Origin of the sequence: Mesorhizobium sp. B3-1-8 (genome assembly GCF_006439495.1) — a bacterium.
Classification (GTDB): domain Bacteria; phylum Pseudomonadota; class Alphaproteobacteria; order Rhizobiales; family Rhizobiaceae; genus Mesorhizobium.
The window spans coordinates 37,535-50,058 of the sequence record NZ_VFTK01000026.1; the positions used below are offsets into that span (position 1 = coordinate 37,535).

At 64.5% G+C, this 12,524-nt stretch carries 13 protein-coding genes; 7 read left to right on the forward strand and 6 right to left on the reverse strand.

Annotated elements, in window-relative coordinates:
- Positions 1-115 precede the first annotated feature (115 nt).
- The 4 genes from FJ424_RS22745 (at position 116) to FJ424_RS22760 (ending at position 4,660) form a co-directional block, all read left to right on the forward strand.
- On the forward strand, positions 116-1,345 hold the full coding sequence (locus FJ424_RS22745; RefSeq protein WP_140659275.1) for a sugar ABC transporter substrate-binding protein: 1,230 nt from the start codon (positions 116-118) through the stop codon (positions 1,343-1,345).
- 100 nt (positions 1,346-1,445) lie between these two features.
- The gene (locus tag FJ424_RS22750; protein WP_140659274.1) at positions 1,446-2,315 is read left to right on the forward strand and encodes a sugar ABC transporter permease; all 870 of its coding nucleotides are present in this window, start codon (positions 1,446-1,448) and stop codon (positions 2,313-2,315) included.
- Positions 2,312-3,136: a carbohydrate ABC transporter permease gene (locus FJ424_RS22755; RefSeq protein ID WP_140659273.1), complete on the forward strand. Its 825-nt coding sequence runs from the start codon at positions 2,312-2,314 to the stop codon at positions 3,134-3,136. The genes FJ424_RS22750 and FJ424_RS22755 overlap by 4 nt, the downstream gene beginning before the upstream one ends.
- Positions 3,137-3,160: 24 nt before the next feature.
- Complete coding sequence (locus tag FJ424_RS22760) at positions 3,161-4,660, forward strand: M81 family metallopeptidase (protein ID WP_140659272.1); 1,500 nt, start codon at positions 3,161-3,163, stop codon at positions 4,658-4,660.
- A 4-nt stretch (positions 4,661-4,664) separates the two neighbouring features.
- Here FJ424_RS22760 and FJ424_RS22765 read toward each other — a convergent pair whose 3' ends face one another.
- The 6 genes from FJ424_RS22765 to FJ424_RS22790 form a co-directional block, all read right to left on the reverse strand.
- A complete protein-coding gene (locus FJ424_RS22765) occupies positions 4,665-6,719 on the reverse strand; it encodes a M3 family metallopeptidase (RefSeq protein WP_140786377.1) in 2,055 nt (684 codons plus the stop codon).
- 80 nt (positions 6,720-6,799) lie between these two features.
- Positions 6,800-7,216, reverse strand: a complete 417-nt coding sequence (locus FJ424_RS22770) for a nuclear transport factor 2 family protein (protein ID WP_140658706.1) — start codon at positions 7,214-7,216, stop codon at positions 6,800-6,802.
- 10 nt (positions 7,217-7,226) lie between these two features.
- Positions 7,227-7,868: a carbonic anhydrase gene (locus tag FJ424_RS22775; RefSeq protein ID WP_140647046.1), complete on the reverse strand. Its 642-nt coding sequence runs from the start codon at positions 7,866-7,868 to the stop codon at positions 7,227-7,229.
- Between the two features lie 147 nt (positions 7,869-8,015).
- Positions 8,016-8,780, reverse strand: coding sequence for a DUF429 domain-containing protein (locus FJ424_RS22780; RefSeq protein ID WP_140658705.1), 765 nt, complete (start codon positions 8,778-8,780; stop codon positions 8,016-8,018).
- Positions 8,777-9,661 (reverse strand): pyridoxal kinase PdxY, encoded by an 885-nt coding sequence (gene pdxY, locus FJ424_RS22785; RefSeq protein ID WP_140658704.1) that lies wholly within the window; start codon positions 9,659-9,661, stop codon positions 8,777-8,779. The genes FJ424_RS22780 and pdxY overlap by 4 nt, the downstream gene beginning before the upstream one ends.
- A gap of 12 nt (positions 9,662-9,673) precedes the next feature.
- Positions 9,674-9,925, reverse strand: coding sequence for a hypothetical protein (locus FJ424_RS22790; RefSeq protein ID WP_140658703.1), 252 nt, complete (start codon positions 9,923-9,925; stop codon positions 9,674-9,676).
- A gap of 241 nt (positions 9,926-10,166) precedes the next feature.
- On the opposite strand from FJ424_RS22790, the gene FJ424_RS22795 reads away from it, so the two are divergent.
- The 3 genes from FJ424_RS22795 (at position 10,167) to FJ424_RS22810 (ending at position 12,475) form a co-directional block, all read left to right on the forward strand.
- Complete coding sequence (locus FJ424_RS22795) at positions 10,167-10,814, forward strand: LemA family protein (RefSeq protein WP_140658702.1); 648 nt, start codon at positions 10,167-10,169, stop codon at positions 10,812-10,814.
- Positions 10,815-11,017: 203 nt separating this feature from the next.
- A complete protein-coding gene (locus FJ424_RS22805; protein ID WP_181182160.1) occupies positions 11,018-11,830 on the forward strand; it encodes a YgcG family protein in 813 nt (270 codons plus the stop codon).
- Positions 11,831-11,836: 6 nt separating this feature from the next.
- The gene (locus FJ424_RS22810) at positions 11,837-12,475 is read left to right on the forward strand and encodes a TPM domain-containing protein (protein WP_140658700.1); all 639 of its coding nucleotides are present in this window, start codon (positions 11,837-11,839) and stop codon (positions 12,473-12,475) included.
- Positions 12,476-12,524 lie beyond the last annotated feature (49 nt).

The following is a 12,524-nucleotide window of genomic DNA, read 5'->3' on the forward strand; positions in this document are numbered from 1 at the left end:
AAGCAACATGATAATCCGCTTGCATGACGCGAAATGATGGATAATGTAGGAAAGTAACATAAATCCTGCGCCCCCAAGGGTCCAGGCGCCAACGTGCATCAATGGGAGAGATCAGATGAGCCTTGCGAAATGGACTGTCGGCCTGTTGGCCGGAATGAGCATGCTGGCTTTTGCCGCACCTGCCGGTGCCGGCGAGGTGCGCGTCACCGTCGCCGAATACAGCGCCAAGACCGGCCCCTATTTCGAGGAAGTGAAGAAGGAATTCGAGGCGGCCAATCCCGGCATCACCATCAAGTATGAAGTGGTGCCGTGGGATGTGCTCCTGCAGAAGCTCACCACCGACATCACCGCCGGCACCAATGCCGACCTTTCGATCATCGGCACGCGCTGGCTGATCGACTTCGTCCAGCAGGATGTCGCCGAGCCGCTCGACAGCTACATCAAGCCCGAGTTCAAGGACCGCTTCATCGACACCTTCCTGCAGCCCTCGATCATGGACGGCAAGACCTACGGCCTGCCGATCGCGGCTTCCGCGCGCGCCATGTATTACAACAAGGAGCTGTTCGAGAAGGCCGGCATCGCCAAGCCGCCGGCAACCTGGACCGAGCTGCAGGAAGACGCCCGCAAGATCAAGGCTCAAGGCGCTTTCGGCTTCGGCTTGCAGGGCAAGGAGATCGAGACCGACGTCTATTACTACTATGCGATGTGGTCGCAGGGCACCGAGATCCTCAACAAGGACGGCACGTCCGGCCTGAGCACGCCCGGCGCGCTGGAAGCCGCCAAGCTCTACAAGTCGATGATCGACGAGGGCCTGACGGAACCCGGCGTCACCTCCAACAACCGTGAGGACGTGCAGAACCTGTTCAAGCAGGGCAAGGTCGGCATGATGATCACCGCGCCCTTCCTGTCCAACCAGATCAAGGAAGAAGCGCCGAACCTCAAATACGGCGTCGCCGCCATCCCCGCCGGCCCGACCGGCGCGCGCGGCACTTACGGCGTCACCGATAGCATCATCATGTTCAAGAACTCCAAGAACAAGGACGAGGCCTGGAAGCTGCTCGACTTCCTGTTCACCAAGGAGCAGCGCGCCAAGTTCACGCAAGGCGAAGGCTTCCTGCCGGTGAACAAGGAAGAGGCGAAGATGGACTATTACGTCAACAACGCCGACCTCGCCGCCTTTACCGCGCTTCTGCCCGACGCCCGCTTCGCGCCGGTCATCCCCGGCTGGGAAGAGATCGCCCAGATCACGTCGGACGCCATGCAGAAGATCTATCTTGGCGGCGACCCCGAGGCCGGTTTGAAGGACGCGGCGGCCAAGGCCGACGCCGTGCTGAAAAAGAAATAAGGGCGTATCTCCCTGCGCCCCGTGGCGCGCTCCACCCCGTCGGAGCGCGCCACACCTCCCCGGCAAGTCATATTCACTGCAACACGGTGCCATCCAGCCGATGCAAAGCCGGATCCTGCCCTATCTGCTGACGCTCCCCAGCCTGCTCTTGGCGGCGGTGGTGATCTTCTGGCCGGTCTGGGATCTGCTGCAGATCTCGACGCATGACGTCAACCGCTTCGGCCAGTTGCGCGAGTTCAGCGGCTTCGCCAACTTCGCCGAGTTGTTCGCCGATCCGGATTTCGTCGCGGCGCTCTGGCGCACCGGGCTGTGGACCGTGCTGGTGGTCGGCGGCGCGCTGCTTTTGTCGGTCCCGGTGGCGATGATCCTCAACATGGATTTTTATGGCCGCGGCCTCGCCCGCGTCATCATCATGCTGCCCTGGGCAGTGTCGCTGACCATGACCGCGGTGGTCTGGCGCTGGGCGCTCAGCGGCGAGAGCGGCATGTTGAACTCGGCGCTGATGAAGCTCGGCCTGATCAGCCAGAACATCCAGTGGCTGGCGAGCGCCGAGACCGCCTTCCCGATGCAGGTGCTGATCGGCATATTGGTGACGGTACCCTTCACCACCACGATCTTCCTCGGCGGCCTGTCATCGATACCCGACGATCTCTATGAGGCCGCGGCGCTCGAGGGCGCCACGCCTTTCCAGCAGTTCCGCGAGATCACCTTTCCGCTCTTGAAACCCTTCATCAACATCGCGATCGTGCTCAACACCATCTACGTGTTCAACTCCTTCCCGATCATCTGGGTGATGACTCAAGGGGGGCCGGCGAACTCGACCGACATATTGGTCACGCATCTCTACAAGCTCGCCTTCCGCATCGGTAAGCTGGGCGAAGCCTCGGCGGTGTCGCTGGTGATGTTCGCCATCCTGCTCGTCTTCACCATGATCTATGTGCGGCTTGCCATGCGGGAGCAGCGCGCATGACCAGCAAGCTGAAACGCACCATCATCGCCTGGCTGCTGCTTTTGCCATTGATCGTGGTGACGATCTTTCCCTTCGCCGTGATGTTCCTCACCGCCGTCAAGCCGCGCACGGAGGTGCTCACCCCCACCTGGTGGCCGAGCGAATTCCGCTGGTCGAATTTCGCCGATATGTGGGTGGCGACCGGCTTCGGCCAGGCCCTCGTCAACTCGCTCTATGTCTCGGCGCTCGCGACCATCGGCGCCATCCTGATCTCGGTGCCGGCGGCCTACGCGATGTCGCGCTTTCGTTTTGCCGGCCATGGCGCGTTCCGCCAGTTCCTTTTGATCTCGCAGATGATCTCGCCGATCGTGCTGGTGCTCGGCCTGTTCCGGCTGATGGCCGCCTGGGGCCTGGTCGAATCGACCACCGCGCTCGGCTTCATCTACATGGCCTTCAATGTCGCCTTCACGGTGTGGATGCTGCAGAGCTATTTCGACACCATTCCGCGCGACCTCGAGGAGGCGGCCTGGATGGAAGGCGCCGGCCGCTGGCTGACGCTGCGCAAGGTCTTCCTGCCGCTCTGCCTGCCGGCGATCGCCGTGACGGCGATCTTCACCTTCATCAACGCCTGGAACGAGTTCGTCGTCGCGCTCACCATGCTGCGCAGCCAGGAAAGCTACACGCTGCCGATCCAGGTTTTCTCGCTGGTCGCCGGCCGCTATACGATCGAGTGGCACCATGTCATGGCGGCCACGCTGCTGGCGACACTGCCGGTGGCGATCCTCTTCATCTGGCTGCAGCGCTATCTGGTCCGCGGACTGGCGCTCGGCGCCGTCAAATAGCCGATATTCCGCTACGGAGCGTTCATGCGCATCTTCACCGCCTCGCTGGCGACGGAAACCAACACCTTCTCGCCGGTGCCGACCGACCGGGCCTCGTTCGAGATGGCCTTCTATGCCGGTCCGGGCAAGCACCCGGAGACGCCGACGCTCTGCTCCTCGCCGATCGTGGCTTTGCGCAAACGCGCGGCCAAGGAAGGATTGACGGTCATCGAAGGCACCGCCACCTGGGCGGAGCCCGGCGGCCTCGTGCAGCGCCAGACCTATGAGGCGCTGCGCGACGAGATCCTCGATCAGCTCAAGGCCGCGCTGCCGGTCGATGCGGTGATCCTCGGCCTGCATGGCGCCATGGTCGCGCAAGGCTATGATGATTGTGAAGGCGATCTGCTGGAACGCGTGCGCGCCATCGTCGGCCCAAAGGTGGTGATCGCCTCCGAGTTCGATCCGCATAGCCACCTGACGCCGAAACGCGTCGCGGCCTGCAATGTCATGGCCTATTTCCTCGAATTCCCACACACCGATTTCTACGAGCGCGGCGAACACGTCGTCGAGCTTGGCCTTGCCGCGGCGCGCGGCGAGATCAAGCCGGTGATCTCGACCTTCGACTGCCGCATGATCCAGGTGCTGCCAACCAGCCGCGAGCCGATGCGCTCCTTCGTCGACAGGATCAAGGCGCTGCATGGCAAGGACGGCGTGCTGTCGGTCTCGGTCATCCACGGCTTCATGGCCGCCGACGTGCCGGAGATGGGCACGCGCATCCTGGTCGTCACCGACAACGACAAGGAAAAGGGCGACAAGCTCGCGGAAACGCTGGGGCGCGAGCTCTACGCCTTGCGTGAAAAGACAGCGATGACGATGCTTTCCGCCTCGGCAGGCATAGAGCAGGCGCTGGCTGTGCGGGCCGAGCGCCAGGACAAGCCGGTCGTGATCGCCGACATCTGGGACAATCCGGGCGGCGGCGTGCCTGGCGACGGCACCATCGTGCTGCGCGAGCTGCTTGAGCGCGGAATCGACAAGGTCGGCGTGGCGACAATCTGGGATCCGATCGCGGTCACCTTCTGCCACGCGGCCGGCGAAGGCGCCGTCATCGACCTGCGCTTCGGCGGCAAGGCCGGGCCTCAGGCCGGCGAGCCGATCGACGCCCGCGTCACGGTGCTGAAGACCACCAATGAGGGCTGGCAGAGCTTCGGCCCGAGCCGCGTGACGCTGGGGCCATCGGCGCTGGTGCGCATCGAAGGCACCGAGGTCGAAATCATCTTGAACACCAACCGCACCCAGACCTTCGAGCCGGATATCTTTTCCAACGTCGGCATCGATCCGCTGGCGAAAGACATCCTGCTGATCAAGTCGACCAACCATTTCTACGCCGGCTTCGCGCCGATCGCCGCCGAGATCATCTACGTCGCGGCACCGAGTTCCTATCCGAGCAATCCGGCGAAGACGGATTACAGGAAGCTGACGAGGCCGATCTGGCCGAGGGTCGCGGATCCGTGGAAACTGCCAATCTCCCCCCTTGTGGGAGATTAGCCAATCACACCAGCCCGCGCTTCACCATCATCGCCTCGGGCGAAGGCATCTTGCCGCGAAACGCCGTGTAGAGCTCCTCCGGGTCCTTCGAGCCGCCCGCGGCATAGATGTTCTTCCGCAGCCGCTCGGCGAGCGCGGGATTGAAGGGATCGCCCGTCTCCTCGAAAGCCGCGAAGGCATCGGCGTCGAGCACTTCCGACCACATGTAGGAATAGTAGCCGGCTGAATACCCGTCGCCGGCGAAGACATGGCCGAAATGAGGGGTGCGATGGCGCATTGCGATCGTGTCGGGCATATGCAGCTTTTCAAGCGTCTCGGCTTCGTATCGAAGCGGCTCGGCAGGCGCGTCCGGCCGCGCGTGATAAGCCATGTCGATCAGCGCCGAGGCAGTGAACTCGACCGTCGCGAAACCCGCGCCGAATGTGCGGGCGGCGAGCATCTTGTCGAGCAGCGCCTTCGGCATCGGCTTGCCGGTCTTGACGTGCAGCGCGTGCTTTTCCAGCACCGCGGGCACCGTCAGCCAATGCTCGTACAGCTGCGAAGGCAGTTCGACGAAATCGCGGCTGACCGACGTGCCCGAAACCGACGGCCAGTCGACGTCGGTCAGCATGCCATGCAGCGCATGGCCGAACTCGTGGAACAGCGTCTTGGCCTCGTCGACCGACAGAAGTGCTGCCTCGCCGGCCGGCGGCTTGGCGAAATTCATGATGTTGTAGATGACCGGCTTGGCGCCATGACCGAGTTTGTAGCCGGACTGCAGCGCGCTCATCCACGCGCCGGAGCGTTTTGAGGGCCGCGCGAAATAGTCGGCCAGGAACAGGCCGCGCTCGCTGCCGTCGGCATTCTTGACTACGAAGACACGCGCATCGGGATGCCAGGCGGCGATGCCCTTCTTCTCCTCGAAGGTGATGCCGAACAGTTTGGTGGCGACGTCGAAGCAGGCCTCGATGACCCGCTCAAGCTGCAGGTAGGGCTTCAGCTCCGCCTCGTCGAATGCGAATTTCTCGGCGCGCAGCTTTTCCTGGTAGAAGCGCCAGTCCCACGCCGCGAATTTCTCGTTGCTGCCGGCTTCGGTTGCCAGCCGCTCCAGCTCCTTCTGGTCGGCGGCGGCTTTTTCGAGCGCCTTCTCCCACACAGGATCGAGCAGGTCGTGCACGGCCTTCGGCGTCTTGGCCATCGTATCGTCGAGCTTGAGCGCCGCGAACGAGCCGTAGCCCAGCAGCTTCGCCTTCTCGGCGCGCAGCTTCAGCATGTCGCGCACGACATCGGTGTTGTCGGAGGCACCGCCATTCTGGCCGCGCATGATGAAGGCTTTGAACGCGATCTCGCGCAGGTCGCGGCGCTCGGAAAAGGTCGAGAACGGCTCATAGATCGAGCGCGACAACGTCACCGCATAGCGGCCCTTCTGGCCGCGGATCTCGGCCGCTTCGGCCATGGCGCTCTTCAGGAAATCGGGCAGGCCGGCAAGATCGGCTTCGTCGAGGAACAGCGCCCAGTCGCGCTCGTCGGCCAGCACGTTCTGGCCGAATTTGGTGCCGAGCGAGGAAAGCTCCTCATTGATGGCCGCGAGCCGTTTCTTGCCATGGGCGTCGAGTTTCGCGCCCGACCGGACAAAGCCCTTCCAGGTCTTCTCCAGCACGCGCAGCGTTTCGGCATCGAGCTTGAGGCTGTCGCGCCGCTGGTAAAGGTCGTCGATGCGGGCAAACAGTTTTTCGTTCATCGAGATCGCCGAGAAATGCCGCGACATCTTCGGCGAAACCTCGCGCTCCATCGCCTGGATCGTGTCGTTGGTATGGGCGCCGGCGCGGCACCAGAAGATTGACGAGACATGGTCGAGCGCCTCACCCGCGAGTTCGAGCGCTGCCAGCGTGTTCTCGACGGTCGGCGTCTCGCTGTTGCCGGCGATCGCGTCGATCTCGGCCTGATGCGCCTCGAGCGCCGCATCGAAGACAGGTCCGAAATCATTGTCGCCGACGCGCGAGAAATCCGGCAGGCCGAGCGGCCCCTGCCAGACGGTCAGCGGATGGGCGGCGAGATCGACGGTTTTTGACATGGGCAGATCCAATCGGGGAGTTTCGATAGGCGGAGGGCAGCCCGGATGTAGGGCGGTGTCGCGTACAGCGCAACTCGGGCTTCGCCTCAATAGGCGCTGCAATCTTGCGCCACCGCCGTCTGGGTGCTGGCGACAATGCGGCCGCCGGCGACGGTGAAGGTCTCGCGCATCAGCGTGTCGTTACTGGGGAAGTCGTAGCAGGCGAGCACCGTGGTCTCGCCGTTCTCACTCCTTTCGACGCGGTGGCGGATCGCGGCGCCCGCGACCGCGCCCTGCCATTCGTCGATCGAGGCGATGAAGTCCTGTTTGGTCTGGACGACACCGATGTCGTCGAGCTTCATGCGCACGTCGTCGGCAAGCAGGTCGGACAATTCGGTGCGGTCGGCGACCAGCAGCGCCGAGTACCAGCGGTCGATGATGGCGCCGTCATCGGCGCTGGCGCGGGCGATCGTGGACATGAGCAGCGTCGCCGCGAGAAAGACCTTCCACCGGCTCCGGGGCATTATCCCTCCGTCACAGCTCCGGCCGCTCGAAATCGCCGGTGTCCTTGTTCATCACCCAGAGCTCCCCGGTCGAGATGTCGAACCAGGCGCCGTGCAGCGAGAGCCGTCCCTTGCCTTCGAGGATCGAGACGCAGGGAAAGGTCCTGAGATTGGCGATCGAATAGCGGATGGAGATGCGTTCCAGCGCCGTCTGGCGCTCCGTCGCCGTCATCATCGTGCTGGCAGCCACCGTCTCGGCGGCGGGCGCGATCAGGCTCATCCATTTGCCGATGAAGTCGCCGGGCGACAGCGGCGCCGCATTGGTGTCGAGCGCGGCGCGAATGCCGCCGCAGCGGCCGTGTCCCATCACCACGATGTTCTTCACCTTGAGGCTCTGCACGGCGAATTCGAGCGCGGCCGAGGTCGAATGGAATTCGCCGTCCGGCTCGTAGGGCGGCACCAGATTGCCGACATTGCGCAGCACGAAGAGCTCGCCCGGTCCTGCGTCGAAGATCGCTTCCGGGGCCGAGCGGGAATCGCAGCAGGCGACGATCATCGTCTCCGGCGCCTGGCCTTCCCGCGCCAGCGAGCGGTAGCGGTCGCTTTCGGTAGGATAGCGACCGGTCATGAAGTTGCGGTAGCCGTTCAGCAGGTGCTCGGGCAGATGGGGCATTGGCGGCTAGAGCCTTTCCGGGGGTTGAGGCGGCAGCTCGTTGCGATGGAAAAAGGCTCTAACGGCAAAAGCCGGTCGCGGGCAATGCCGAATTGCGGATCGCTGCGTCGCAATCGTTGCGGCAATCATGGCTCGGCCCGATATGCGTCACGCCCAGATGGCAACGGGGATGCCGAAACGGTCGGCCAGCGGCGGATCGGGCGACGGTCGCGCCTCGCCGCTGGCGATCCGCCCGGCAATCAGCATCATCGCCGCCGCATCGAGGAAGTCGTCGCTCGCGGCGCCTCGCGGCGCTGCCTGGTCGAGAAAGGCTTTCTCGTAGCCATGCCGGCAAAGCAGCGCCTTGCGCTCCTCCATGCCGGCCGGGTTGACCGCGCCCTTGATCTTCTTCGGCAAGGCCATCGCCGTGCCGCCATTCAGCCGGCAGAACGCCCTTTCCGGATGCGATTCGAAGATGCGGCGACGCAAATCGGGCCGTGCGATCACCAACTGGTCGATCTCGCGGATTTTTGAAAAAATACCGAAGGCCTGTATCGAAATGCCGCGCGGCGGGTCGGAGGTCTCCATCGCCACCGCGCTTGCCAGCCGGTGCGCCGCATACCAGGCCTCGATCGTGGTGAAGTCGCTGGTGTCGGCATAGAGCGCCGCTCGGGATGGGATGGCGAACACGCTCGATTGCCGCGCCCCGAGCAGCGGCCGCACCAGCGCTTCCGGTCCGCGGCCGCCCTTGCGCGAAAAATCCGGCAGGCCGATCGGCATGTCGACGGCGATGGTGGCATTCGGCAGCGCGTCGAGCAGCGACTGGAAGCTCGGGAAGACCGAAACCGACGGCGCGACGCCCGCTTCGCGGTGGACGGCGATCCAGCCGGCCTTGCAGCCGTCGACGCCGGCCAGGCCGCCGTCTGGCGTCACGCCCGCTTGTCCCGCCCCGGATGCAGCAGGTGGCGCAGCTGCACCATGGCCATCGGATGCGACAGGCTCTGCGCGTCGGTTTCGAGCTGCAGCTCGTCGCCGCCGCGCTTGGCGGTGCGGGCGAGGATCTCGTAGACCGCGGCGGTGGTCGATTGCAGCGCCTTGACCGGCGCCTGGCCGGAGAGAACGCGCGCCAGATAGACGGCGGCCGTCAGGTCGCCGAGCCCATTCGGCGGCTTCTCGATCACGCGGTGCTCGGCAAGCAGCGCCTGGCTGCCGTCGAGCAGGAAATTGCCGGTGCCGCCCGTCATCATGGCGGGCGCCGAGGTCACCAGCATGGTCGAAGGGCCGGCATGAAGCGCCGCCGCCGTCACCGCCTTGATGTCGGGCAGCGGCGCGCCCGCCATCCATTCCAGCTCATAGCGGTTGGGCGTCGCGATATCCGCGATCGGCATCAACTTGTCGCGCATGGCGACGGCCGTCGGCTCGGGCACGTAGAGCCCGCCGGAATCGCCCATCACCGGGTCGCAGACGTAAAGCGCGTTCGGCGTCTTTTCCTTGACGGCGGCGACCAGCGAGGCGACCGCGTCGGCCTGGCCGGCCTCGCCGAGATAGCCCGACAGCACGGCCCTCACCTCGCCCAGCCAGGGCGCCCGCTCGAGATCGGCCATCAGCGCCTTGAACTGATCGAGCGGCGGCACGATGCGCGTGGCCCGGCTGTGGCCCGGATGCCAGGGCAGGATGACGGTGGGCACCGCCCAGACCGGGAAACCCAGCGTCTCCAGCGCAAAGACCGCGGCGCGGTTGCCGACCGAACCGCGGGCGACATGGCTGGAGATGACGATGACCGCGCGCGGCGCGTCGGTTTTTTCTGCATTCATGGAATCTGAATCCTAGCCGCCACGTGTGGCGGCATACACCAGCCAGGCCAATAGCCCAATGGCAATGACGAAACCGAGCGTTCGGCCAATGCGGGTTCCCCAATATTCGATGGGATCGGCGCGGTCGGCGTCGGCGGCGATGACACGGTCGCGCGCGTCCTTCGCCGTGCGTGCGATGAACGACGCGCCGCCCGGCGCCGTCTCGCGCGCCACGCGTTCGAGGATGCGGCGCGATTCGGTCTCGTCGTCCCGGCGCTCGGCCATGCAATTGCCCTTTCCTGCCCGGAGCTTAGAGCAATTCCAGGAAAAGTGCGAAGCGTTTAGACTCGGCGACTTCGCCGTAGCCTTCCGACCGGAATTGCGTCAGACAAATTGAGGGAATCCTGTTCGCTCGACTATTCACAGCGGCTCGCGCCCGCGTCGGAATCGGCGTCATCGGCCGGACATTTTCTTACGCGTGGATTGTGGTAATGCTTCGCATGCAACTTCTGTCGAGGGACCAACCATGATTACAGAGCGCCTCTCACCACCTTCCGTCTTCCGCAATCTGCCTGCCTTCCTGATGATGGCTTTCGTGCTGCCGCTGCTTGCCGGCTGCGGCTACAACACCATTCCGACGGCGGAAGAGAACGCCAAGGCGGCCTGGAGCGAGGTGCTCAACCAGTATCAGCGCCGTTCCGACCTGATCCCGAACCTGGTCGAGACGGTGAAAGGCTATGCCTCGCATGAAAAGGATACGCTCGACGCGGTCGTCCAGGCGCGCGCCAAGGCGACGCAGATCACGGTGACGCCCGACACGCTGAAGGATCCCGAGGCGCTGAAGAAGTTCCAGGATGCCCAGGCCGGGCTGACCAGCGCGCTGTCGCGGCTCATCGCGGTGTCGGAAGCCTATCCCGACCTCAAGGCAAACCAGAACTTCCTGGCGTTGCAGGCGCAGCTCGAAGGCACCGAGAACCGCATCGCGGTGGCGCGACGCGACTACATCCAGGCGGTCAGGGACTACAATCTGACGCTGAAGACCTTCCCGTCCGTGCTGTGGGCGACGTTGTGGTTCCGCGGCAACGAACCTTACGCCAACTTCACGGTGGAAGAGGACAAGATGCAGGTGCCGAAGGTCGATTTCGGCACGAGCACCACCAAGCAGGGCGGGTGAGAGCCTCGACTGAAATTTAATCGAGCTTGCAGGCCTTGAGTTCCTTCACACCCCCCTCTGTCCTGCCGGACATCTCCCCCGCAAGGGGGGAGATCAGCCGTCATCCGCGCTTTCGCCAATTTTCAGCGTCTGAAAGAGAAAGCCGGCGACGAAGCTATCAATCTCCCCCCTTGCGGGGGAGATGGCCGGCAGGCCAGAGGGGGGTGCCTCGCGGCTACCTCGTCTATCTTGGCCTTCTTGCCTTTCTCCTCCTCCCTCTCGCCGCCCTCGCCGCCGACCTTCCCGCGCTGACCGGCCGCGTCGTCGACAACGCCGGCATCATCGATGCCGGTACGCGCGCGACGCTGACCCAGAAACTTGCCGACTTCGAGACAAAAGGCTCGGACCAGATCGTCGTCGCCACCATACCCAGCCTCGGCGGCGAGGAGATCGAGCCTTACGCCAACCGGCTGTTCCGCTTCTGGAAGCTCGGCCAGGCCAAGGAAAACAACGGCGTGCTGCTCCTGGTGGCGCCCAACGACCGCAAGATGCGCATCGAGGTCGGCTATGGTCTCGAAGGCACGCTCACCGACCTGCACACCAAGCTGATCATCGAGAACGACATGGTGCCGGCTTTCCGCGTCGGCGATTTCTCCGGCGGCATCACCAAGGCTGTCGACGACATGATCATGGTGCTGGAGGGCAATCCGGAGGAGCTCGAAGCGCGCGGCAAGCGCAACGAGCAGGCGCCGTTCAACTCCGACGACCTGTTCTTCGCCATCTTCATCACCATCTGGGCGCTGATCTTCTTCGGCGGGATCGCGATGACGGTGCTGCCGCCGATCTTCGGCCAGAAGATCGGACCCGGCCGCTACCGCTGGCTCGGCATGACTTTCGAGCCTGGCCGGCGATCCTCCTCGTCGAGTGGCGGTGGCTGGTCGTCGGGCGGCGGAGGCTGGTCGTCGGGTGGCGGCGGTGGCGGATTTTCCGGCGGCGGCGGCTCGTCCGGTGGCGGCGGCTCCTCGGGAAGCTGGTGAGGCATCATGGCAACGCGATCGATAAGCGCCGAGGACCATGACCGCATCGCCGAGGCGATCCGGGCGGCCGAGTTGAAGACCGACGGCGAGATCTACTGCGTCGTCGCTCGAGCCAGCGACGGCTACTTCTTTCCGGCTGCGTTCACGACGACGATCGGCCTGTTCATCGCCAGCCTTGCCGTCGCCTACGGGCTGGAGGGCTTGTGGCTGACCATCCGGCTGCCGCATTTCGTCCTGGCACAAGTGCTGGCGCAGGCCTCGGTCCTTGCCCTGCTCTGGTTTCTGCCCGCCTTGCGCATTCATTTCGTGCCGAGAAGGCTGCGCTATCAGGCGGCGCACGCCAATGCGATGAAGCAGTTCCTGGCCCGCAACGTCCACCGCACGCAGGCGCGCACTGGCGTGCTCATCTTCGTCTCCATCGCCGAGCGCTATGCCGAGGTCGTCGCCGACGCCGGCATCGATGCCAAGGTCGGCCAGCATGTCTGGGACGGCGTTGTGCGCGACCTGACGAAACATGCCGGCGACGACCGGCTGCCCGACGGCTTCGTCAAGGCCATCGGCACGGTCGGCGCGGTCCTCGCCGAGCATTTCCCGGTGACCGAAGGCGACGCCAACGAGCTCGACGATCATCTCGTCGAAATCTGAGGCGCCTTGTCCGCTCACGCGCCTTTCGCCTGTGCGAAAGCGTCGAAGG